The 23,218-nt window shown below is 57.5% G+C and carries 17 protein-coding genes; 14 read left to right on the top strand and 3 right to left on the bottom strand.

Features of this window, described 5'->3' with window-relative positions; all coding sequences use genetic code 11:
• The first annotated feature begins 14 nt into the window (after positions 1 to 14).
• The 3 genes from ACR3EG_RS01090 (at position 15) to ACR3EG_RS01080 (ending at position 5,095) form a co-directional block, all read left to right on the top strand.
• A complete protein-coding gene (locus ACR3EG_RS01090) occupies positions 15 to 1,670 on the top strand; it encodes a GMC family oxidoreductase (RefSeq protein WP_480482157.1) in 1,656 nt (551 codons plus the stop codon).
• A gap of 100 nt (positions 1,671 to 1,770) precedes the next feature.
• Positions 1,771 to 4,284 (top strand): CoA transferase, encoded by a 2,514-nt coding sequence (locus ACR3EG_RS01085; RefSeq protein WP_480482155.1) that lies wholly within the window; start codon positions 1,771 to 1,773, stop codon positions 4,282 to 4,284.
• 157 nt (positions 4,285 to 4,441) lie between these two features.
• Positions 4,442 to 5,095, top strand: a complete 654-nt coding sequence (locus tag ACR3EG_RS01080; protein WP_480482153.1) for an NAD-dependent epimerase/dehydratase family protein — start codon at positions 4,442 to 4,444, stop codon at positions 5,093 to 5,095.
• Between the two features lie 8 nt (positions 5,096 to 5,103).
• On the opposite strand, the gene ACR3EG_RS01075 is transcribed toward ACR3EG_RS01080, so the two are convergent.
• A complete protein-coding gene (locus tag ACR3EG_RS01075; RefSeq protein WP_480482151.1) occupies positions 5,104 to 5,685 on the bottom strand; it encodes a TetR/AcrR family transcriptional regulator in 582 nt (193 codons plus the stop codon).
• A 255-nt stretch (positions 5,686 to 5,940) separates the two neighbouring features.
• On the opposite strand from ACR3EG_RS01075, the gene ACR3EG_RS01070 reads away from it, so the two are divergent.
• From ACR3EG_RS01070 to ACR3EG_RS01045, 6 genes are all read left to right on the top strand, one after another.
• Positions 5,941 to 6,618, top strand: coding sequence for a type 1 glutamine amidotransferase domain-containing protein (locus tag ACR3EG_RS01070; RefSeq protein ID WP_480482149.1), 678 nt, complete (start codon positions 5,941 to 5,943; stop codon positions 6,616 to 6,618).
• Between the two features lie 271 nt (positions 6,619 to 6,889).
• Entirely contained in the window at positions 6,890 to 8,176 is a 1,287-nt protein-coding gene (locus ACR3EG_RS01065) for a Hint domain-containing protein (protein ID WP_480482147.1), read from the top strand.
• A gap of 314 nt (positions 8,177 to 8,490) precedes the next feature.
• On the top strand, positions 8,491 to 9,942 hold the full coding sequence (locus ACR3EG_RS01060) for a coniferyl aldehyde dehydrogenase (protein WP_480482145.1): 1,452 nt from the start codon (positions 8,491 to 8,493) through the stop codon (positions 9,940 to 9,942).
• Positions 9,943 to 10,110: 168 nt separating this feature from the next.
• On the top strand, positions 10,111 to 11,973 hold the full coding sequence (locus ACR3EG_RS01055; RefSeq protein ID WP_480482143.1) for an AMP-binding protein: 1,863 nt from the start codon (positions 10,111 to 10,113) through the stop codon (positions 11,971 to 11,973).
• 213 nt (positions 11,974 to 12,186) lie between these two features.
• A complete protein-coding gene (locus tag ACR3EG_RS01050; RefSeq protein WP_480482141.1) occupies positions 12,187 to 13,164 on the top strand; it encodes an NAD(P)H-dependent flavin oxidoreductase in 978 nt (325 codons plus the stop codon).
• A 41-nt stretch (positions 13,165 to 13,205) separates the two neighbouring features.
• The gene (locus tag ACR3EG_RS01045) at positions 13,206 to 13,982 is read left to right on the top strand and encodes an enoyl-CoA hydratase (protein WP_209197341.1); all 777 of its coding nucleotides are present in this window, start codon (positions 13,206 to 13,208) and stop codon (positions 13,980 to 13,982) included.
• A 116-nt stretch (positions 13,983 to 14,098) separates the two neighbouring features.
• Here ACR3EG_RS01045 and ACR3EG_RS01040 read toward each other — a convergent pair whose 3' ends face one another.
• Positions 14,099 to 15,016 carry a LysR family transcriptional regulator gene (locus ACR3EG_RS01040; protein ID WP_170356418.1) on the bottom strand — a complete coding sequence of 306 codons (918 nt, stop codon included), beginning with the start codon at positions 15,014 to 15,016 and terminating at the stop codon, positions 14,099 to 14,101.
• Positions 15,017 to 15,109: 93 nt separating this feature from the next.
• Between ACR3EG_RS01040 and ACR3EG_RS01035 the strand changes: the two genes are divergently transcribed.
• From ACR3EG_RS01035 to ACR3EG_RS01015, 5 genes are all read left to right on the top strand, one after another.
• Positions 15,110 to 16,609: a CoA-acylating methylmalonate-semialdehyde dehydrogenase gene (locus ACR3EG_RS01035; protein ID WP_480482139.1), complete on the top strand. Its 1,500-nt coding sequence runs from the start codon at positions 15,110 to 15,112 to the stop codon at positions 16,607 to 16,609.
• Between the two features lie 23 nt (positions 16,610 to 16,632).
• Positions 16,633 to 17,910, top strand: coding sequence for a CaiB/BaiF CoA transferase family protein (locus tag ACR3EG_RS01030; RefSeq protein ID WP_480482137.1), 1,278 nt, complete (start codon positions 16,633 to 16,635; stop codon positions 17,908 to 17,910).
• 97 nt (positions 17,911 to 18,007) lie between these two features.
• The gene (locus ACR3EG_RS01025) at positions 18,008 to 18,781 is read left to right on the top strand and encodes an enoyl-CoA hydratase-related protein (RefSeq protein WP_209197823.1); all 774 of its coding nucleotides are present in this window, start codon (positions 18,008 to 18,010) and stop codon (positions 18,779 to 18,781) included.
• A gap of 18 nt (positions 18,782 to 18,799) precedes the next feature.
• Entirely contained in the window at positions 18,800 to 19,768 is a 969-nt protein-coding gene (locus ACR3EG_RS01020) for an enoyl-CoA hydratase/isomerase family protein (RefSeq protein ID WP_480482135.1), read from the top strand.
• Positions 19,769 to 20,208: 440 nt separating this feature from the next.
• Positions 20,209 to 22,548 (top strand): ATP-binding protein, encoded by a 2,340-nt coding sequence (locus tag ACR3EG_RS01015; protein WP_480482133.1) that lies wholly within the window; start codon positions 20,209 to 20,211, stop codon positions 22,546 to 22,548.
• 5 nt (positions 22,549 to 22,553) lie between these two features.
• Here the strand turns inward: ACR3EG_RS01015 and ACR3EG_RS01010 are convergent, their stop codons facing one another.
• The gene (locus ACR3EG_RS01010; protein WP_480482131.1) at positions 22,554 to 23,171 is read right to left on the bottom strand and encodes a hypothetical protein; all 618 of its coding nucleotides are present in this window, start codon (positions 23,169 to 23,171) and stop codon (positions 22,554 to 22,556) included.
• Between the last annotated feature and the right edge of the window lie 47 nt (positions 23,172 to 23,218).

Here is a 23,218-nt window from a genome sequence, read left to right as displayed (position 1 = left end):
TCGGAGCACTGACCATGGAAACCTTTGACTATATCGTCGTGGGGGCCGGCACTGCCGGCTGCCTGCTGGCCAACCGGCTCAGCAAGGATCCGTCGAAACGCGTCCTGCTGCTGGAAGCTGGCAAGAAAGACAACTACCCTTGGATTCACATCCCAGTTGGGTATCTGTATTGCATTGGCAATCCCCGCACCGACTGGTTGTACCAGACCGAGCCCGACAAGGGCCTGAACGGCCGTTCGTTGCGCTATCCGCGCGGCAAGACACTGGGGGGCTGCTCGTCGATCAACGGCATGATCTACATGCGCGGTCAGGCGCGCGACTTTGACAATTGGGCAAACCTGAGCGGCGAAGACGATTGGAGCTGGCAGAACTCTCTGCCGGACTTCAAGGCGCATGAAAACCACTACAAGCTGGATGGTGGGGCGGACCCGGCGACCGGAGACAACAGCCGCTTTTCCGACCTGCATGGTCATGGCGGCGAGTGGCGTGTGGAAAAGCAGCGCTTGCAATGGGACGTGCTGGATTCCTTTGCCAAGGCCGCAAACGAGGCGGGCATTGAATCGACCGACGATTTCAACTCGGGCGACAATGCTGGGGTCGGTTACTTTGACGTCAATCAGAAGTCAGGCTGGCGCTGGAATACCTCGAAAGGGTTTCTGCGCCCGGCGAAAGACCGTCAGAACCTGACTATCTGGACCGAAGCGCAGGTTGAGCGTCTGACCTTTGACACCACCGATGACGGCGCGACCCGCTGTTCCGGTGCGGTTGTCCGCCGTGCGGGCCAGCCGGTGACCGTCAAGGCGCAGTCCGAGGTCATTCTGTCCGCCGGGGCCATCAACTCGCCGCAGATTCTGCAGCTGTCGGGCATCGGGGATGGTGAGTTCTTGAAATCGCAGGGCATCGACGTGGTGCTGGACGCACCTGCCGTGGGTGAGAACCTGCAGGATCACCTGCAGATCCGCGCCGTGTTCAAAGTGGACGGGGCCAAGACCCTGAACACGCTGGCCAACAGCCTGGTGGGCAAGGCCAAGATCGGCCTGCAATACGCGCTGCAGCGTTCGGGCCCGATGAGCATGTCGCCCAGCCAGCTGGGTGCCTTCACCCGGTCGGACCCCAGCCGCACCCATGCCAATCTGGAATATCACGTCCAGCCGCTGAGCCTTGAGGCCTTTGGCGAAGATTTGCATGAATTCCCGGCGATTACGGTCAGTGTGTGCAACCTGAACCCCACCAGCCGTGGCCATGTGCGCATCCGGTCGGGCAAATATACCGACGCGCCGATGATCGCGCCGAACTATCTGGACACCGAGGATGACCGCAAGGTCGCCGCCGACAGCCTGCGTCAGGTGCGTGAAATCATGGCGAAACCGGCCATGAAGCGCTATAACCCGCAGGAATGGAAACCGGGGACCCAGTACCAGTCCGATGAGGAACTGGCCAAGCTGGCGGGCGATATCGCTAACACGATCTTCCATCCCGTCGGTACTGCCAAGATGGGCAGCGCGGATGATCCGACGGCGGTGGTTGACCCTCAGCTCAAGGTCAAGGGGATCAAGGGATTGCGCGTGGTCGATGCCTCGATCATGCCCGAGATCACCAGCGGCAATACCAACGCTCCGACCCTGATGATCGCGGAAAAGGCGGCGCGGTGGATTCAGGCGGGCCGCTAACGCGGCGCTTAGAAAAATCTGGCCTCGGGTTCATGGGCGGACCCGGGGCTTTTCACGTCATATCGGGCTGCGGGTCCGACATTTTGCAGGGATAATGCACATGACACGTCACACGTCCACGGAGCTGCCGCTTGCCGGTGTCAAGGTGATCGATTTTGGTCAATATATTGCCGGCCCGGCTGTTGCCATGGTGCTGGCCGACTTCGGCGCGACCGTGATCCGGGTGGAAATCCCCGGCGGTCCGTTGTGGGAGAGCCCGGCCAACGCGACGCTGAACCGCAACAAACAGATTGTGACTCTGGACCTGAAAACCGACGAAGGTATGGATCAGGTCCGTCAGCTGATCGCCGAGGCCGATATTCTGGTCGAGAGCTTCCGCCCCGGCACCATGACCCGCATGGGTCTGGATTTTGCCGAGATGCGCAAAGCCCGCCCCGAACTGATCACTCTGTCGATCCCCGGTTTTGCCTCGAATGACGAGCTGCGCCGCGAATGGCGGGCCTATGAAAGCGTCATCGCTGCGTCCTCGGGCGTGTTCACCGACATGGGCCTGAACCGGGTGCTGATGGGGATCAACCCGTCCTTTTCGCCGCTGCCGCTGGCCTCGGCCTATGGCACGATGCTGGCCGCGTCTTCGGTCGTGCTGGCGCTGCAATCGCGCGAGCGTACCGGGTACGGCGACCAGATCGAAGTGCCGCTGGCCTCGGCCGTGATGGAGGGGCTCAGCTACAACTCGATCAAGATCGAGGACTATCCCGACCGCTACAAGACCCAGCGCGAGCTTGAGATCGAGCGCCGCCGGATCGAAGGTCTGCCGATGAATGTCAGCTATGAAGACCTGCAGGAAATGCTGGACCCGTTTTATCGGTCCTACAAGTGCAAGGACGGGCGGATGTTCTATGTGGTCTGCCCCAGCCACAGGGACCACGCCAAGCGCTGCCTCAAGAAACTGGGCATCTATGATGAGCTGGTCGAGGAAGGGCTGACCGAGGAAGAAGACACCTATCTGCCCATGTCCGAGTGGAAGAACGACGTGTCGCTGGGCGTCTATCCGCTGCCGAAGGAATGGGCCGACAAGATCGCCGAGCGGATGAAAGAGGTGTTCCTGACCCGCACGTCGAAGGAGTGGGAGCGGATTTTCGGCCGCGGCAAATTCCCCGGTGCCCCCCAGCGATGGCTGCAGGAGTGGATTCACGATGACCACGCCGAAACCGCCGGTCTGATGGTCGAGGTCGAAGACCCCGAGTTTGGCACCATGATCCAGCCCGGCCCGATGGTCTGGCTTGAGGAAAGCGGCGAAGAAATGCTCGAACCGCGCGGCCGGGAATGGGTGGATTTCGACACGGCTCTGGCCTCGCTGCGCGCGCATGAAACCTTGGTGCCCGACCCGGTGCCCGAAGAAGAGAAAACCGGCTGGCTGGACGGCGTCCGCATTCTGGACCTGTGCAACGTGATTGCCGGGCCGCATTCGGTGTCCTATCTGGCCCGGTTCGGGGCCGAGGTGATCAAGCTGGACCCGGCTAAGCCGTTTTATGACTGCTGGAACACGGTGATCTTCAGCCTGACCCACGGGTCGGGTAAACGCTCGGTTCTGGCGGATATGAAATCGCCCGAAGGTCGCGAGATCTTTGAGAAACTGGTGAAATCTGTCGATGTGATCGTCTGGAACGCGACCGACGCGCAGGTGCAGTCGATGGGTCTGGACCGCGAAAACCTGGCGAAACTGAACCCCGATGCGATCTTCTGCAAGATGGATTGCTTTGGCGGCGTCCGCCGGGGCCCGCGGTCGAACTATCTGGGCTATGACGATCTGGTGCAGGCCACCACAGGCATCATGCTGCGCTTTGGCGGCTCGATGGAGACGCCCGAAGAACACGCGCATGTGGGCACGATTGACGTCATGTGCGGCTTTGGCGGCTCGCTTGGTGTGGCGACGGCGCTTTACCAAAAGCTGAAAACCGGTCAGGTCGGGCGTCCGCGCACCTCGTTGGCGGCACTCAGCGGTCTGGCTCAGATCCCCTATTGCTATGACCATGAACGCCGGGGGCTGTTTGACGAACCGGCGGGCCGTGAGTTCAACGGCTATGACGCGCTGACGCGCTTTTACTACACCTCGTCCGACCGTTTCATCCTGCTGAGCGCCTATGAACACGATGTGCCCCGTCTGGCCTCGGTCGAGGGTCTGGAAGGATTTGATGAGGTCGCCCCCGAGGATCGCGACGCCTTTCTGGCCAACGCCTTCTATCAGGCCCGCGCCAGCGACTGGGCGGAACGTCTGCAGGCGGCGGATGTGGGTGGAACGATCTGCGAAAACATCGAGTCGCTGCGCTATTACAACGCGCGGCCTGCGGATGGCACGCCGGGGATCGACCGGGGCAGCTATTCCTTCTCGGTGCGCGAAGATCACCCCAGCGGCCACACGGTCACGCAGCTGGACCCCTTTGCCATCCGTCCTGTGCGCGGAACGGTTTATGCGCTGGACCCGGCCGAGAAATTCGGCACGTCCACGCGGGCGGTTCTGCAGGAGCTGGGCTATGACGACGCAGCCATTGACGGAATGTTAAACGATGGCACGGTCAGCGAGAGCTGGAGCAGGGAATACCTGCCCAGTTAATAAAAAGACCTAAGCGGTACCTTGATCCCAAGGTGCCGCTTAGGTTAGCGCGCCGATGTTCGGTTATTCCTTGGCGTCACAAAATCCTTGGGTTGACCGGTGATCGTATATCGGACGAAAACCATGACCCAAACCATGGGCGCTGGAGGTTCCGTTCATGTCTGGGACTGCTCTTGTTTTTGGAGGAACCGGACTTGTCGGCAGAGCGCTTGTCGACTTGCTAATACGTGACGAACGCTGGGAACGCGTTGTTTGTGTCAATCGCAAGCCAATTAGGTACGAAGGACATAAGGTTGTCCAGGTTCTGGCGGACCAGGGTTCTATCGAAGCGGTCGCCGCGAGCCTTTGTGCGGACACAGTGTTTTGTTGCCTTGGGACAACTCAGAAAGTGGCCGGGGGTCGTGAGGCATTCCGCGAGATCGACTATGACTATGTCCTGCAATGCGCCCGAATTGCGTATCGAAAGGGGGCCACGCGGTTTCTTTTAGTGTCTTCAATGGGAGCAAGGATCGGGTCTATCAGTTACTATGCACATGTCAAAGGCGAGACAGAACGTGACATTGCCAGGATTGGGTATCCTGCTGTCGATATACTTAGACCGTCTTTGTTGATAGGTGATCGCTTGGACCATCGGTTCAAAGAAAAATGGGCCGGTCGCATTATGCCTCACTTTAATTTTCTTCTATGTGGTCCACTCAAAAAATATCGACCTATCAAGGCCAGCCAGGTCGCGCGGGCAATGGGCACAATCGCCCATACCGCCGCGAACGGAGTCACCGTGTACACCAGTGACAAGCTAGAAAGTATCTGAGGCCTGTGTCAGCTCGCAGCCATTTTCAACATCTGCCGCGTGTTTATCAGCGCCGCGTCGAAGGCGTCTTGCTCGCGTGAGATTTTGACCATGATGCTCGCGCCGACCCAAAGGGCGTACAGATTGGCGGCAGCATCTTCACTGGACGATGGAGGGCGCAGCGAACCGTCTTTCCTTCCAGTTTCGATTACATTTGCAAGGCGCGAGATAATGCCGTCAGTTCCTTGCTTTAACGCATGACGCATGGTCTCTGAGAAGTCTGAAACCTCTGCTCCCAATTTGACGGCCAGGCATCTGCCCTGGCAGTCGTTAAACCTCTGGTGTTCGCGCCAATTGGCAAAATACAGCATGAGTTTTTCGCCCGGCGTGAGCCCTTGCATGCCAAACATCTCGTCCATTTCGGCATGATAGGCATCAAAGTAATCGTCTAATACGGCGGCACCGAATGCGTCCTTAGACGCAAAGAAATGATAGAATGACCCCTTGGGAACGCCAGCTGACTTCAGGATTTCGGCAAGCCCTACGGCGCTGAAACCTTTTTGGCCGATCAAGGTCTGGCCCGCTGTAACGATATTAGACCGTGTGTTCATGTGTTTACTTCAGGCGAATTTGATTTCACTAGACGAACAGTCTAATAACATTCTTCTCTGTTTTCAATATCCCAGTTGGCTACAAAATATTCTATGCCGGTATGGCGAGAGACAAAAAGATATGACTAGACGACCGGTCTAATAAAGTATAGTGGAAGTGCTCACCGACCCTACCCTGCGGCGACTCACTCCTCTCGTTGCTGTAGGTCAAGGAAGGGCGGACACACATATAAGCAACATTTATGGATCATAATCATGAAAATCCTGATGGTTCTCACTTCGCATGACAAACTCGGTGATACCGGGATGAAAACCGGGTTTTGGCTCGAAGAGTTGGCGGCTCCTTATTACGTTTTCAAAAACGCCGGAGCTCAGATCACACTGGCGTCTCCCAAGGGCGGAGTGCCGCCTCTTGACCCCAAAAGCGCAGATGAAGGTTTCCAGACAGATGCCACACGGGCATTTGAGGCAGATGCAGAGGCAATGGCTCAATTGGCGACGACTAAAAAGCTGGCGGACGTCAATGCAGAAGACTATGACGCGCTCTTCTATCCCGGCGGCCACGGTCCATTGTGGGATCTTGCCGAAGACGCGAAGTCGATTGCCCTGATCGAAGCGTTCCATGGTGCTGGTAAACCTGTGTCGTTGGTTTGCCATGCCCCCGGCGTCTTGAAAAACGTCAAAGGCCCTGATGGCCAGTCGCTGGTCGCGGGCAAGACTGTGACGGGCTTCACAAACTCTGAAGAAGCTGCTGTGGAATTGACTGAAATCGTACCCTTTTTAGTTGAAGATATGCTCAAGGAAAACGGTGCTGAATTTTCTTCCGGAGAGGATTGGATGCCGCATGTCGTCGAAGATGGGTTGTTAATCACTGGCCAAAATCCTGCGTCATCGGAAGATGCGGCAGCAATTTTGTTGGCTGCTGTAAGCTGACCATTTCTTCAGGGCCGCCTTCGGACGGCCCTGATACTTTTGTTCCGTCTGACTGTTTCTTAAGTCATTCTATGACGCTCGAACTTTCGCCAGATTGTCTCCTGTTCACCAATCTCGTTTTCGTCAGTTGCATGGGTTCGCCGGTTCACTTAGAGTACAGCGTAAGTGTCTTTTCAGAATTGTATTTTATCCAAGTCGCAGTAATTGTTAGAAACTGCGTTGTAAAAACTCAGAGCCGCCTTTCGCAGCGCTCTTCAGTGAGGAGAAACACATGCCCTCGACGATCATTTTGAACACTGAAAATGGTACCTTGAACGGGGACGCCACGGGCGCAGGTGATGATCTGGATTTGCTGGATGGTTCTGTTGAAGAACCTGGTGGTGATCCGTCTATTGGATCCGCCTTTTACAATCAGCAGATTTCCTTGAACGAAGATTTTACGTTCACATTGAATGCTACCTTAACGGGTGCAGACGGGTTTGCTGTTGTGCTTCACAACGACACTGACGGTGTGAACGCATTGGGTGGGGTTGGTCGGCAAATCGGCACTGGGGGAATTGACGATGGTATTGGGATCGAATTCGACACGTTTTTAAATAACGCCGTAACCGGAGGTGACGAAACTTCGGATAACCATAGCCATATCGTCGACACAGACGGAAACATTTTTCAATCCTCCAGTGATATTTCGGCGCCGAACAATGCGCTGCCTGTCGATCTGAATGATGGGAATGAACACTCATACGTTATCAGCTGGGATGCCAGTTCGCGAACAATGACATGGTCAATTGACGGGACACAGGTCGGTTCACGAACATTCACTGAGGCGGAGCTAGACAGCTTTCTGACTGACGACCGTTCGGTTTTTATCGGGCTGACTTCCGGTAATTTTCTTGATGGCGATACTCAGATTTCGGATGCGACGCTCACGGCTACTTTTGTCTGCATTCAAGGCGACGCGATGATTGCGACGGACCAAGGCCTGATAGCGATAAAGGACCTCTCAGTGGGGGATCGGGTCCTGACCGACTCGGGTGAATACGAAGCGATCCGGTGGATAGGTTCACGTGTCGTGAAACTGGAAGAGCTTTTGGCCAATCCCAAGCTCTTGCCGGTCCGTATCCGAGCTGGTGCTCTTGGGCGAGCCTTGCCCGCAAAAGACCTTTTGGTATCGCGACAGCATCGGATGAAGGTCTCATCGAAGATTGCACAGCGGGTAACTGAGAGTCAGGATGTCTTGATTCCGGCGTTCCGACTGACAGAATTGCCCGGTATCGAAGTGGCCGACGACGTAAAAGAGGTCAGCTATTTCCATATCCTTTGCGATCGGCATGAGGTGATATTTGCCGAAAGCGCACCGACCGAGACGATGTTGCCGGGCGCCCAAGCAATGCTTTCACTGACCGCTGCTCAACGTGAGGAAATCTTGACGATCTTTCCGGAACTGTCCCTCGATATTGGTCATTGGCAGCCAGCGTTTCCTATTCCGTCGGCTCAGCATCAAAAGCGCATTGTTGAGCGGCATGGTAGGAACGAAAAACCTATTTTGACGTTCTGATACCTAAGGATATTGGCGGTCCGTCGGTGCGATCTGATTGTCTTGCCAGTGTCTCAGGCCGGAACTGTGCAAAGATGCGACCAATCGGCTACTAAACGAAAACAGTCGAGGTGTGGTTCGCCGTGTACTGAGGTCGCTGAAAGCACGGATGCCCTATTTCCCACAATCGTCTGGTGTAGGTCTTAGTTGTGAATTTGTCCCGAGCGGACAACAATCTGTCCTGCCGAACTCTTAACGAGTTACGATGTTTGCCCAATATTTACGAGGCCAAACTCAATAAATGATCTCGGCAGTGCTAACGGAGGACGAAGCTCATGTCTGTTCAAAACGTCGTTGAAATCGAACCGGTCGGACCTGCTCTTTCTGGGGTGCTTGGCAAGCTGCAGGCGGCTTACCGTGCTGATCCTGCACCAAGCTACGAGCAGCGGGTAGGCCGACTGAGCCGGCTGCACGCCGGTTTGATGGAATTCAAAGACAAGATCATCGACGCGGTCGATCAGGACTTCGACGGCCGCGCCCATGCCGAGACGATGCTGGCTGAAATCCTGCCAATTCTGGAAGGCATCAGATATTACCGCAAGAACCTGCGCAAGCTGATGGGTCAGTCCAAGCGCCATCTGCCGTTGATGCTGATGGGGGCGCATGCCAAGGTCCACTATCAACCGTTAGGAGTGGTTGGCATCGTGGTGCCGTGGAATTTCCCCGTATTCCTCGGACTCTCGCCGCTGGTGGGTGCGCTGGCCGCGGGCAACCGGGCGATGATCAAGACGTCGGAATTTGCGCCCAAAACCGCTGACACACTGACCGAGATGATCTCTAAGCATTTCACCGATGAAGAGGTCGTGGTGATTAATGGCGATGTTAGCGTTGCCACGGAATTTACCAAGCTGCCTTTCGACCATTTGGTCTTTACCGGCTCGACCCCAGTTGGGCGCATCGTAATGCGCGCCGCAGCCGAGAACTTGACGCCGGTTACTCTGGAGTTGGGGGGCAAGTCTCCGGTCATCATTCATGATGACTTTGAAATCGAGGAAGCCGCCAAGCGGGTCGTGTTTGGCAAGGGTTTGAACGCGGGTCAGATCTGTGTGGCCCCCGACTATGTGATGGTCCCGCGTGGCAAGGTTGACGCCTTTGTTGCAGCGTTCGTCAAAGCGTTTTCGCGCCGTTATCCGACGCTTGCGGCGAACAATGACTATACCTCGATCATCACCGAGCGTCAGCGTGACCGGCTGTTAGAGAATATCGAGGACGCCAAGGCCAAAGGGGCCACAGTCACAGCGATCAACCCGTCGAATGACAACTTTGAAGGTACGCGCAAACTGCCGATGCATCTGGTTACAGACGTGACGGAAGACATGCGCGTGATGCAGGAAGAGATATTTGGTCCGATCCTGCCGGTCATTCCATATGACACGTTGGACGACGCGATTGCCTATGTGAATGACCGTGATCGCCCGCTGGCGCTGTACTACTTCGATTGGGACAAAGCCCGCGGCGAGAAGATTTTGAACGAAACCCACTCGGGCGGTGTCTGCATCAACGAGGTTGTCACCCATGTGGCCGTTGATGACATGCCCTTTGGCGGCGTTGGCCCGTCGGGGATGGGGCATTACCACGGCAAGGAAGGGTTCCTGAACTTCTCGAAAGCCAAGGGCGTTGTGCGCAAGGGTAAGCTTGACGGTAACCAGTTCGTCGGCGCGCCGTGGGACAACAAGATGTTCAAACTGCTGGTCAATTTTCAGCTGCGCCGCTTTAAAAAGCCCTAATCGCGATCTGCCAATCCTGCGATCCGTTCTAACCCCTATCAAAGGCGTTTAGGGGCGCGGTCAGGCTGTGCCCTGAGCACTGTCACAGGGTGCGGCAACCAAAAAAGGCATAGCGGCGGCACTAAGCCGCCGCCTGACAAAAGACAGTGTTTTGGAGGAGCACAGACTATGGCTGTATTCAGCGATCAACCCGTTCGAACCCTTGAGGATATCAAACGGCTGGAAACCGATCTGACCTTGGATCAACGCCTGCCCGAACGCAGTATTCTTGAGGTGTTCGAAGCCAGCGCCGCCGCCCATCCCGACAAGTCCGCCCTGACCATGCTGATGACCGGGGCCGAAGACGAAGAGGCGCGGCGGGTCACCTATGGTCAGTTGCTGGGCCTGATCCGGGGCGCAGCCAACATGTTTGCCGATCTTGGCGGCCCCGCGCCCGGCGTTGCCTATATGCTGCCCTCGCTGATCGAAACCTACGTGACCCTGTGGGGCGCCGAAACCGCCGGTTACGCGGTGCCGATCAACTTTTTGCTGCAGGTCGAGAGCATCGTTGACCTGCTGCGCGCCTCCGAGGCGAAAATTCTTGTGACGCTCGGGCCGCATCCGCAGCTGGATATCTGGGAAAAGTCGCTGGAAATCCGCGACCAGATCCCCGGCCTGACCCTGGTGCGCATCGCGCCTCCGGGGACGCCGCCGGTCGAAGGTGTGGTGGATTTCGCCGAAGCCATCCAGGGCCAGCCCATGGATCACCTGACCTTTGGCGCGGCGCGCTCGGGCGATGATGTGGCGGCCTATTTCCATACGGGCGGCACGACGGGCGTGCCCAAGCTGGTGGCCCATACCCATCGCGGGCAACTGGTCGCGGCCTTTGGTGGCGCAACCATGTGCGGATACCGCCCCGACGACGTGTTGACCGCGACACTGCCGCTGTTCCACGTGGCGGGAACAATCGCCGCCGGGCTCAGCGCGTTCATGTGCGGTGTTGAATTGGTGGTGATGTCGCCGGGCGGGCTGCGCACTCCGACGATTGTGTCCGGGTTCTGGCGTCTGGTGGAGCAGCACAAAGTAACACTGGTTGGCGGAGTTCCGACCGCGCTGGGTGCGGTGCTGCAGGTTCCGGCCGACGGGTATGACCTCAGCCGCGTGCGCGCCGGTCTGACCGGGGCGGCCTTGCTGCCCCCTGCGGTCGGGGCGCATTTCCGCGAGGTGACAGGTGCGACCCTGTTTGAACTTCTGGGCATGACCGAGGCTTCGGGGCTGGTCAGTATTGATCCGCTGTCGGGCGCTGGGGCCGTCAGTTCGGTCGGCTGGCCGCTGCCTTATTCTCAGGTTGATATCCTGCGCCTGACGGCAGAGGGCGCGTTGGGCGATACCTGCGACGTGGACGAGATCGGCGTGATCGCCATCAAGGGCGCGCATGTCTCGCCCGGCTATCGCGACGCGAGCCAGAATGCGGGCGTGTTTGAAGGCGGATACCTGAACTCGGGCGATCTGGGTTACAAGGACGCGGATGGGCGGATTTACATCGCGGGCCGGTCCAAGGATCTGATCATCCGCAGCGGCCACAATATCGACCCGGCCATGATAGAAAATGTCCTGACCGACCACCCCGCCGTGGCCATCGCCGCCGCCGTGGGCAAACCCGACGCCTATGCCGGAGAGCTGCCGGTGTGTTTCGTGCAGCTGATCGACGGGGCCGACGTTACGATGGACGAGCTGCAGGAACACGCTCACGCGCATATTGACGAACGCCCGGCCTGGCCGAAACAGATTTTCATCGTGGATGAGGTCCCGCTGACGACGGTGGGCAAAATCTACAAGCCAAGCCTGCGCCTTGAGGCGGCAAAACGCGCCGTGGCCGAACTGGTCCGCTATGAACACAAACTGCCCGAGGCGCAGATTGCCGTCACCGATGGTGGCGCGCGCGGGATGCATGTGACGGTGACGCTGCCCGAGCAGAACCGCGCGGATATCCCAAAGGTTCAGGATGCCCTGGCCGAGTATCTGTTCTCGGCGACGGTCGAAATCGGATAACCCAAACCAGCCGGGGAAAGGCGTCGTGCGGCGCCTTCCCGATGCCAGCACCCAACCTATTCCAAATCACAACGCAAACGGAATTCCCCAAACCCACGTCGATCCTGTTCTCGACGCAACGTTCATCTGTAAGGCGCTTTTATTGTGTGCAGCGACATGTTCTCTCGCACTCAAACCGAAACCAGCGCCAGAATCATCACGGAGGCTGCGGCCATGAAAACCGAAATCACCGAACTCTTTGGCATCGAACGCCCGATCCTTCAGGGCGGGATGCATTATGTGGGCTTTGCCGAACTGGCTGCCGCTGTCTCGAATGCGGGCGGGCTGGGCACGATCACTGGGCTGACACAGAAAACACCCGCCGATCTGGCCAATGAGATCGCGCGCTGCAAGGACATGACCGACAAGCCCATCGCGGTGAACGTGACCTTTCTGCCCACCGTCAATGCGCCGGACTATCCGGCCATCATCAAGACCATCATCGAAGGCGGCGTCACCGTGGTTGAAACCGCCGGGCGCAACCCGTCGCAGGTGATGCCGTATCTCAAGGATGCCGGGATCAAGGTGATCCACAAATGCACCTCGGTCCGCCATGCGCTGAAAGCGCAGGAAATCGGCTGCGATGCCGTCTCGGTTGACGGGTTCGAATGCGGCGGACATCCGGGTGAGGATGACGTGCCCAACATGATCCTGCTGCCTCGCGCTGCAGATGAGCTGGAAATCCCATTTGTCGCGTCCGGCGGCCAGGCGGATGGTCGCTCGCTGGTGGCCTCGCTGGCGATGGGCGCGTCGGGTATCAATCTGGGCACCCGCTTTGTGGCCACCAAAGAAGCCCCCGTGCACCAGAACGTCAAAGATGCCATCGTCGCCGCGTCCGAGCTGGACACACGCCTGGTCATGCGTCCGCTGCGCAATACGGAACGGGTTCTGACCAACCCGGCGGTCGAACGTATTCTGGCCACTGAAAAGGCAAAGGGCGATGCCATCCAGTTTGAGGACATCATTGATGAAGTGGCTGGTGTCTACCCGCGTGTCATGCAGGACGGGGACATGGATATTGGCGCCTGGTCCTGTGGCATGGTTGTGGGCCTGATCAATGACATCCCATCCTGTCAGGAGCTGCTGGATCGGATTATGTCCGAGGCTGATCAGATCATCGCCAATCGCCTCGCCGGGTATAACAACGCCTAATAGACCGGGCATAAGAAACCAACCAGTGGTAGGAGCGCAGAATGACCGACGAAAACGCAACCCAGCCAGGTGTAATCACGGAAAAACTGGGATCTGCCCTTCGTGTGACCATGTCGAATCCGGGAAAGAAAAACGCGATCGACCGGGCGATGTATCTTGGCTTGGCCGACGCGCTGACCAACGCGGCGAATGACCCGGACATCCGGGTGGTCTGGCTGCGGGGCGCGGATGGGGATTTTACCAGCGGCAACATGGTGAGCGACTTCCACAATTCTGCGTCCGGCGATCATCCTCCGGTCGTTGCTTTTTTGGAAGCGCTGATTAAGTTTCCCAAGCCGATCGTTGCTCAGGTCGAGGGTGTCGCCATCGGTGTCGGGACCACCATGTTGATGCATTGTGACCTGATCTACGTGGCCGAAGAAACTCTGTTTCGTATGCCCTTCGTCAACCTTGGGTTGGTGCCCGAAGCTGGTTCCAGCTATATCGTGCCGCGATTGATGGGGCAGGCTAAAGCTGCCGAGTTGCTTTTGCTGGGCCGGATGTTCTCGGCGCAGGAAGCGTTGGAAACAGGACTGGTTAGCCGGGTCGTCAGCCCGGAAGACCTGGAAACAACCGTGGCCGCGGCTGTTGCTGAACTCGGCGAGCTGCCACCCAATGCGGTTATGAAAACCAAAGCACTGTTGCGTCGCCCTCTGACCGGCGACCTTTGGAGCCGGGTGACGGAAGAGTTAGTAGACTTCGGAGAAGCGCTGCAAAACGATGAATTCAGCGAAGCTTTCTCGGCGTTCGTAGAAAAGCGCAAACCAGTCTTCAAATAAGCCAAAAGCTACTGGGGAGCGGGCGACGTATCCCGCGCGATTCGGGCGTGTGCGGCCGCATGGATATCTTTATCTGTGGCTGCACATGTCGTCGCGCAATCGTGAAGATGCAGCGGTCAGCTCCAGGTCGAGTCCAGAGCGTCGAAAGCCGCTTCGACATTCGGGTCCTTTTTCTTGGCGGACAATGTCACAAACCGTAGACAGGTTTCAATTCTCACGCGATCCGAGACGGCCAGCCCACGGTTTTGCATTTCTTCCAGTGCAATGGATTCTCGGCACAGGCTGAGGCCAATGCCGGACCGAACCATTGCCAGCATCGAAGGCTCCTGATCGACAAGGCAAACCGGTTCGGGTTGGGTGTCGAGGTCACCATAAATTCTGGTAAGCAGCCGTTGATGTACGGAATTTTGGGGTGTCCCAATCCATGGCATTGTGGCCAATTCGGACCAATCTTTTCCCTGAATACGGTTTCGCCATCCAGCGGGCGCGATGACGCGATAAGTGAACTTGGTCAGTTCTCGCTGATAAAAAAGCGAGCCGGTCTGGTCTTCGGTCTTGGGCTCAAATTCTTCCAATTCCCCAAGAAAAAAGCCGACATCCAGTTGATCGTTGATTAGCCGATTGATCACGTCGCCGCTTATCCCGTGAACCAGTTTGGTTTGAAGATCAGGGTACCCATCTACCAACGCAGCCAGAAACGTACCCAAGCGAATGAAATCGGGATCGACGATTGTACCCAGACGCAAGGACCCGCGTACGTTGCCATTGATCCGCCGAGCAGTCTGGCCAAATTCGGAGATCGCATTCTGAACCTTCTCGGCCTTGGCCACAAGCGCTTCACCGTCGCGTGTCAGTTCAACACCCTTGGAGGTTCGGTGAAATAATTCCAACCCGGTGTCTTCGGCCAGCCTTTTAAGCTGAAGGCTGACGGCTGGCTGGGTCAGGTGCAGGCGCTTTGCCGCGCGCGAGATGTTTCCTTCCTGCGCAACGGCGACGAAGGCGTTCAAAATGCGGATGTCGGTAATTGGTCTCATATTAACGCTGCTTATATCACTTGGTATGATTAGTCATTGGATTTGTTTTGTTTGGATTTGGCAGATTGAGGTCAACCCAAGGAGGAGGCATCCATGACGACGACAGCAATCGGCCATTATATCAATGGCGAGGTTTATGGTGGTGCGCGCACCAATACTCAGGACGTGTTCAACCCGGCGACGGGGGCTCTGACGGGGCAGGTTGATCTGGCCTCGGCGGGGGATGTGGACAAGGCGGTTGCGGCGGCGAAAGCTGCGTTTCCGGCGTGGTCGAACATGCCTCCGATCCGCCGCGCGCGGTTGATGAACAAGTTCCTGAACCTGCTGAACGAGCACAAGGACGATCTGGCCCGCGCGATCACCGCCGAGCATGGCAAGGTCTTCACCGACGCCCGTGGCGAGGTTGAGCGCGGCATCGATATCGTCGAGTTCGCCTGCGGCATCCCGCAGCTGCTCAAGGGCGATTTCACCGATCAGGTTTCGACCGGCATCGACAACTGGACCCTGCGCCAGCCGCTGGGCGTGGTGGCGGGCGTGACCCCGTTCAACTTCCCGGTCATGGTGCCGATGTGGATGTTCCCGGTGGCGATTGCGGCGGGCAACACGTTTGTGCTCAAGCCCTCGCCGACTGACCCGACGCCGTCGCTGATGTATGCCGAACTGATGAAAGAGGCCGGCTTCCCCGATGGCGTCTTCAACGTGGTGCAGGGCGACAAGGTGGCCGTGGACGCGCTGCTGGAGCACCCGGACGTGCAGGCGATTTCCTTCGTCGGTTCGACCCCGATTGCGAACTACATCTACGAGACCGGCGCCCGTCACGGCAAGCGCGTGCAGGCGTTGGGTGGGGCCAAGAACCACATGCTGGTGATGCCCGACGCCGATCTGGACAAAGCCGTCGACGCGCTGATGGGCGCGGCCTATGGCTCGGCCGGCGAGCGCTGCATGGCGATCTCGGTGGCCACGCTGGTGGGCGACGTGGCCGACAAGATCGTGCCGATGATCGCGGAGCGTCTGGCCTCGCTGAAGGTCAAGAACGGGGTCGAGATGGACGCCGAGATGGGTCCGATCGTCACCAAGGCCGCGCATGAGCGGATCACCGGCTATATCGCCAAAGGTGTCGAAGAAGGCGCTGATCTGGTGGTCGATGGCCGTGGTTACACGGTTGAAGGTCACGAGGATGGCTATTGGATGGGCGGCACGCTGTTCGACAATGTCACCAAGGACATGACCATCTACAAAGAGGAAATCTTTGGCCCGGTTCTGGCCTGTGTCCGCGTCGACAGCTTTGCCGAGGGTGTGCAGCTGATCAACGACCACGAGTTCGGCAATGGCGTGAGCATCTTCACCCGCGACGGCAACGCCGCGCGCGAGTTCGGACGTCAGATCCAGGTGGGCATGGTCGGTGTGAACGTGCCGATCCCGGTGCCGATGGCCTGGCACGGTTTTGGCGGCTGGAAAAAGAGCCTGTTCGGCGACACCCACGCCTATGGCGAAGAGGGCGTCCGCTTCTACACCAAGCAGAAGTCGATCATGCAGCGCTGGCCTGAAAGCATCTCAAAAGGCGCCGAATTCACAATGCCCGTCGCGCGCTGATTGTCTGGTTGGGAGGAGGAACCATGCAAAAACCCGAAGACGAAAAACTAGAAGGCGGTCCCCTGTCGGGGATCACCGTTCTTGACTTCTCGCGCGTGCTGGCGGGGCCGTATTGCACAATGGTGCTGGCCGATCTGGGCGCGCGGGTGATCAAGGTTGAAAAGTTCGGGACAGGCGACGACACGCGCGCCTTCCCCCCCTTTATCGACGCCGAAAGCGCCTATTTCATGAGCTTCAACCGGGGCAAGGAGAGCATCGTTCTGGATGTGAAATCGCCCCGCGACCGTGAATTGCTGGAGCGCCTGCTGGATACGTCCGATGTTCTGGTCGAAAACTTCCGCCCCGGCGTGATGGACCGCCTTGGCTATGGCGCAGAACGGCTGGCCAAGACGCATCCGCATCTGATCTATGCCTCGATCTCGGGCTTTGGCCACTCCGGCCCGATGACCGATCTGCCCGGCTATGACATGGTTGTGCAGGCCATGGGCGGCGTCATGAGCCTGACCGGCTGGCCCGGCGAACGCCCGGCGCGCGTTGGCACCAGCTTTGGCGATCTGGGCGCGGCCTTGTTCGGCGTGATCGGCATCCTGTCGGCGCTGTATAAGCGCACCAAGAACGCACAGGGCGAGCGGGTCGATATCGGCATGCTGGACTGTCAGGCCGCGCTGATGGAAACCGCGCTGGCACGGTATGATGTCGAAGGCGTCGTGCCCACGCGCACCGGGGATTGCCACCCCTCGCTGGCCCCGTTCGAGACGTTTCAGGCCAAGGATGAACGCTTTGTCATCGCCGCAGGCAACGACCAGTTGTTCCTGCTGATGGCCGATGCGCTGAACGCACCTGATCTGGCGATGGACCCGGATTTTGCGTCCAACGATCTGCGGGTGCGCAACCGTCCCAAGATGGTTGAGGCGATCGAGGCCGTTACTACCAAAATGCCGATGGAACACTGGCTGGACGCGTTGAACGAGGCTGGTGTGCCCTGTGGCCCGGTCAACACCATCGACAAGCTGCTGGACCATCCGCAACTGCTGTCGCGCAACATGATCGTTCAGGTCGAGGGTAAGGGCAAAACGCCGTTCCGCACCGCTGGCAACCCGATCAAGCTGTCGGCCTACAAGGATATGGACCCTGACCAACCGCAGGTCGCGCCGGGGCTGAACCAGCACCGCGAGGCGATTCTGGCCGAAAAGATGGCGGATTTCGAATCCTACGATCAGAACCGCTCGGCCAAGGTCAAGCACAGCGATGAAGCGCCCGCCGAGGGCACCAACTGGACCGATTTTGGTCTCAAAAACTGAATCAGATTCCGGGAGAAAACTCATGACGACCAACAAGACCAAGGCCAAAGCCGCCGACACCGCCAAGAAAGCCGCACCCGAAGCCAAATCCGAGCGCATCGCTCTTGAGGAAATCATCGTTGAACGCCGTGAAAGCGTTGGCCTGATCACGCTGAACCGGCCCAAAAGCCTGAACGCACTGAACCTGCAACTGGCCGCCGAGGTGATGCAAACCCTCAAGGAATTCGACGCCGATGACCGCATCGGTGCCGTGGTCATCACCGGCAGCCCCCGCGCCTTTGCTGCGGGTGCCGATATCGAGGAAATGGCCGAAAAGCACCTGGTGGACCTGCTGGCAAATGACATCTTTGCCGACTGGGATCAGATGCGGTTCATTAAGAAACCCGTTATCGCTGCCGTCAGCGGCTTTGCGCTGGGTGGCGGGTTTGAACTGGCGCTGATGTGCGATTTCATCATCGCCAGCGAAGACGCGCAATTTGGTCTGCCCGAGATCAAACTGGGCATTCTGCCGGGTATTGGGGGTTCTCAGCGCCTGACCAAATCGATTGGCAAAGCGTTTGCGATGGACCTGATCCTGACCGGGCGGACAATTGGCGCGGCCGAAGCCAAGGAATCGGGCATCGTCGCCCGCGTGGTTCCTACCGAAGATCTGCTACAAACTGCACTGGAGGCTGCACATCAGATCGCCGGTCTGAACGCCCCTGCCGTGGCAATGGCCAAAGAAGCGGTGAACAACGCGCTTGAGACAGGGCTGACCCCGGGCGTGCTGCATGAACGCCGCCTGTTCCAGGCCGCGTTCGCGACCGATGGCCAAAAAGAAGGCATGGCGGCGTTTATCGCCAAGCGGGCACCCGTATTCCGCAACCGCTGAGGCATGGCGGAACAAGCCATGTCACTGGTCAATGTTGAAAAAAAAGGGCGTTCAGGCATCATCTGCCTGAACCGCCCCGAGGCGATGAACGCCCTGAATCTTGAGATGATCCGCCAGATAGACGCGGCCCTGGACCAGTTCCAGGACAATCCGGCCGTGTTCTGCGTGGTTCTGACATCCTCCAGCGACCGGGCCTTTTGTGCCGGGGGCGATATGCGCCGGGTGCGCGAGCTGGTTCTCGCCGAGCAGCTGGACGAGGCCGAGCAGTTCTTTCGGGAGGAGTACGCCCTGATCGAACGGATCGCCGGGTTTCCCAAACCTTATATCTCGGTGATTGACGGGATTTGCATGGGCGGCGGTATGGGCTTGTCGGTGAACGGAGCCTACCGTATCGCGACCGAGCGTGCACTGTTTGCCATGCCGGAAACCGCAATCGGGTTCATTCCCGATGTGGGCGGCAGCTATTTCCTGTCACGTATGCCGCATCATTGCGGTGTCTGGATGGGCCTTACCGGGGCCTCGGTTCGCGGGTTTGATGCGCATGGTCTTGGGATTTCGACCCATATGACGGGGACAGAATCCCTGCCTGCACTGATGAAGGCCCTGTGTCATTCAGACCATTCGATCGACGATATCCTGACTGATTTGTGCGTCACGAACGTAAATCAACCAAGTATATTGATGTTGTCCGATACGTCCGGCTGTTTCAGTCCCACATCGCTAAGCGCCATTGCCGAATGCCTTCAAAAACGCCCCAGTAAACGCAAAGAGGCGGCTCTTAAGGCTCTGCGAAAGGCGTCTCCGCGTAGCTTGCTGGAATCCCTGAACCTGTTGCGCAATGGAAAACATCTGACTCTATCCGAATGTCTGGAACAGGAATTCGAAGCTATGCGGATGGCCATACGCCACCCCGATCTTATCGAAGGTGTCCGGGCAGTGCTGGTCGACAAGGATCATAGCCCGAACTGGCATTCGCGCAGTAACTAATATTAAGGGCGCTAACCTTCCGGCAACAGGAAGGACTGCGATGACCCAAGGCTCAGAAGATTTAAACTGCGTGATTGTGGCGGACGGTTTGGCCAAATGTGATTTGGCTAATCGTTCTTCGGAAACCCCTCAGAACAAGGTGTACTGCTCAAGGGTGGGCAAGAATACTTGTATCTGGACGTAAATCCTCGTCGGTTATTTGTGTTACATGAGTAGGCCCCCGACGGATTTTGGCGTCAGGGCCCGGAGCAGGATGTTTTGATCGCGCGCGCAAAACTAACCGCACCACGGTTGGGACGATGTGCACCGAGCCGGCTACTTGCCGGATATGAAACACGGCACGTGATTGAGTTCATGGGCTGTGACTATCCTGCGCATGGACCCGTGGCATTGCCTGTAGGTACAATGAAGCCGGAGCCTAAGAACAGCCGGAATGAGTGATGCTGCAAGTCTCAAACCTGATAAATTCCCATACCGAGTGGCTGACCGACCGGGTGATCCACTATGCGCATAAAAGGGACTATACTCAGTTCTCATCCACCCTGCGTGAAGCTTGGAGGATTTCGGTCATCGGGCTCAGTGAACCTCTGGTCGATTTGATTGAAACCGCTCATTCTAAAACGCTGCCTCATGAAGCTATGCTGGATCACGCTTCTGAGTTTGGGGTGCAGCAGGGGCTCAAACATCGGGCGCGTGGGATAAACATAGTGGACTTCGTCGGGCTGATGAAGCTGTACCGAAACGCCTATCTGGATTTGGTGGTCGAAAAATCCAACCCGGACAATCAGCGCGAGGAGCTGCGTAACCTGATCTTGGAACTTTTTGATGCTATGGAGACCGGTCTGATCAAGACGTGGCAAGCTACGAACAGCTCTGATCGGCTAGAAGAACTTCAGACGCTTAACCGATCGTTGAGTAACGAAAAGAACAAATACCTGACCGTGTTCGAGAGTATAGCTGAGCCTGCGATCTTGCTGGACAGCGAGAACAAACCCACACATGTCAATGTCGCGGCCAATCGTATTCTACTAGGTCAGATGCAATCCGGTGCCGGATACTACACCGAAATTCAGTCGGCGGCTTTGTCGCAGATCGTTGCGAAATTGTTGAGCGCCCACGGTCCGTCGCTGGAACCTGTTGTGCTTGATACCCCACACGGCGCCCGCTTTTTCGATGTCGCTATCCAGGAAATGCTTGATGTCAGCGAGAAATTTGCAGGGCGCGTTATTATTCTGCAAGACATCACAGACTACCTGAAAGCCATAGATGCCGCGCGCGAGGCCGACCGCGCCAAGACCGTGTTTCTGAATACGATCAGCCATGAAATCCGAACTCCTATCAACAGTATTCTGGGCTTAACCCGCCTGTTGGAAGAAGACTTGGCTCCGGCTACCAACGACAAGCTACTCAGTATCCGGGCGTCGGGTACGGTTCTGGCCTCACTGATTGAAAATGTGCTGGGTTTGTCCAAGGCGGAAAACGGCGCATTGCAACGCGTGGATCAGGATTTCGACCTTGATGAACTTTGCAGTTCTATTGCGCAGATTGTTTGGGTGCATCAGCCTTCGGAGCAGTCACAGTTCAAGCTGCGGATCGCGCCCGAAGTATCGCGGCATTTGAACGGTGATATGCACAAGTTGCGACAGGTTTTGTTGAACCTTTTGTCCAATGCGCGCAAATACGCGTGCGAGGGCGAGGTGGTTCTCAATGTCACGGCTGAGGGCTGCGGAGCACCTGATAGAACACGCCTGATGTTCAAAATTGTAGATTCCGGTCCCGGAGTTCCGGAAAGCGCCGTATCCGATCTTTTTGAGCCGTTCACGCAAATCGCGCAGGGCGACAATTTGGGGCTGAATACAGGGACAGGGTTGGGGCTGGCGATAAGCCACCGATTGGTGAGTTTTCTGGGCGGACGGTTGGAATATCTGCCGAATCCCACGGGCGGCAGTATCTTTACATTTGCGATTGAAATGCGGGTGCTAACGGGAAAGACCCCCAGCCAACCCAGTGGCCGTAAGGTTCTTGTTGTCGAAGACGACCCGTTGAATGCCACTGTGATAGAGGGCTATCTGAGCGAGCTAGGAAATCACGTGGTTACAGCCAGCAGTTTCGCTCAGGCCAGAGACGTTCTGAAGAATCCAAATTTTGATGTTGTAATCACCGACTTTCAATTGGGCTCGCATACGGGGCTGGATGTGGCGCAGCATGTCAAGTCTGTCGGTGCGAATTACGGCCATAGCATTCCAGTAATTGTCGCAACAGCAGCTTTGCCGCAAGATGGGCTGAATATGTTGCGTAAATCGGGTATCAGCCGTTTTCTGGAGAAACCATTTACCAAGGCTGAACTTGGAGCTGCTCTATCCGGCGCTATTGCTGCTGATGACACGCAATCGGAAACTGCCTCGATTCAAAACGCGATTGCAGATGCAAATCTAAGGCAAATCTTTGCCGATCTTGGTGTGCAAAGGGGGTGCGCGGTTGCGGACAAGTTCTTTGAAAGCTGTCCCGATTTGGTTTCCAAATTGAATGCTGCATTAATTGCGGGTGACCACTCGGGCATAGCCGAATTAACTCACCAATTGACCGGAGCCGCAGGTTTTGTTGGTGCCACTCGGTTGGTTGCATTGGCCAAAGAACTGAACCAGCGCAGCAAACAAACCGACGATGCAACGTCCATCAAGCAAAAGCTGCATGAGGTCGAGACCGAAAGTCTGCGCGCAACCAAGGCGTTGCATGAGCTGGTGCAGGAATTGTCGAACGCCCCGAAAGCAGGGGCCTGACTGAATTATGGGTTTTGCGTCAGTCGTGCGCTGTCCTTCGCATGATGTTGCAGATAGGTGCGGATCAGGAACTGATCGTCTTTCGGCAACCCGGTGCGGGGTCCCATCACCTTAAGGTGGCTGGTCCACTGGTTCGCGGTGTAGTGATCGGGAATGCGGCGTTGATGGCAGGCGGTGCAGCGCTTGGCGAACAGCGGCTCGGCGCGCGCCCAGATCTGACTCAGATCGGATTGCAGCGCGGGGTCGTGTAGCCACCCGCGCAACTCCGTCCGGGTCCATGTCAGCCCGGTTTCCGGATCCTCCTGCGTGTCGGTCAGGATCAGATCGCCCACTGCCGATTTTGGCACCGTGGCCGACAGCACACGAATGCCGGGGGCTGCATAGATCACGCGTTCAGCCCCGGACTGGGTCCATCCGGTGATACGGACCTGCACCCAATCGTCCTGACGGCTCAGTACCTGCAGCGGTGTTGCAACAAAGACCCGGCCGGGTTTGCCATCGGTTGAAGGGGTTAGGTGGATGGCGCTCATCTGATCCAGATACTGCAGATCGGGGTCGGCCTGTGCGACTTCGGTCAAACCAAGAGCCGCGCAAAGAATAAGGAGGCGGTACAGTCTAAACATTTCGGCACCTGAAGGGAAAAAGGCGCGCGCCCGAAAGCGCGCGCCAG

The organism is Ruegeria sp. AM7 (genome assembly GCF_056535965.1).
Note: the sequence above shows the minus strand (reverse complement) of the source record. Positions and strands in the feature narration are given on the sequence as shown.

Bases quoted from the DNA above. Each gene is read 5' to 3' on its own strand.
- ACR3EG_RS01045 (WP_209197341.1), top strand. From the start codon at position 13,206: ATGACCGACGAAAACGCAACCCAGCCAGGTGTAATCACGGAAAAACTG.
- ACR3EG_RS01055 (WP_480482143.1), top strand. From the start codon at position 10,111: ATGGCTGTATTCAGCGATCAACCCGTTCGAACCCTTGAGGATATCAAA.
- ACR3EG_RS01060 (WP_480482145.1), top strand. From the start codon at position 8,491: ATGTCTGTTCAAAACGTCGTTGAAATCGAACCGGTCGGACCTGCTCTT.
- ACR3EG_RS01015 (WP_480482133.1), top strand. From the start codon at position 20,209: ATGCTGCAAGTCTCAAACCTGATAAATTCCCATACCGAGTGGCTGACC.
- ACR3EG_RS01085 (WP_480482155.1), top strand. From the start codon at position 1,771: ATGACACGTCACACGTCCACGGAGCTGCCGCTTGCCGGTGTCAAGGTG.
- ACR3EG_RS01070 (WP_480482149.1), top strand. From the start codon at position 5,941: ATGAAAATCCTGATGGTTCTCACTTCGCATGACAAACTCGGTGATACC.
- ACR3EG_RS01080 (WP_480482153.1), top strand. From the start codon at position 4,442: ATGTCTGGGACTGCTCTTGTTTTTGGAGGAACCGGACTTGTCGGCAGA.
- ACR3EG_RS01020 (WP_480482135.1), top strand. From the start codon at position 18,800: ATGTCACTGGTCAATGTTGAAAAAAAAGGGCGTTCAGGCATCATCTGC.
- ACR3EG_RS01040 (WP_170356418.1), bottom strand. From the start codon at position 15,016: ATGAGACCAATTACCGACATCCGCATTTTGAACGCCTTCGTCGCCGTT.
- ACR3EG_RS01050 (WP_480482141.1), top strand. From the start codon at position 12,187: ATGAAAACCGAAATCACCGAACTCTTTGGCATCGAACGCCCGATCCTT.
- ACR3EG_RS01030 (WP_480482137.1), top strand. From the start codon at position 16,633: ATGCAAAAACCCGAAGACGAAAAACTAGAAGGCGGTCCCCTGTCGGGG.
- ACR3EG_RS01035 (WP_480482139.1), top strand. From the start codon at position 15,110: ATGACGACGACAGCAATCGGCCATTATATCAATGGCGAGGTTTATGGT.
- ACR3EG_RS01090 (WP_480482157.1), top strand. From the start codon at position 15: ATGGAAACCTTTGACTATATCGTCGTGGGGGCCGGCACTGCCGGCTGC.
- ACR3EG_RS01075 (WP_480482151.1), bottom strand. From the start codon at position 5,685: ATGAACACACGGTCTAATATCGTTACAGCGGGCCAGACCTTGATCGGC.
- ACR3EG_RS01065 (WP_480482147.1), top strand. From the start codon at position 6,890: ATGCCCTCGACGATCATTTTGAACACTGAAAATGGTACCTTGAACGGG.
- ACR3EG_RS01010 (WP_480482131.1), bottom strand. From the start codon at position 23,171: ATGTTTAGACTGTACCGCCTCCTTATTCTTTGCGCGGCTCTTGGTTTG.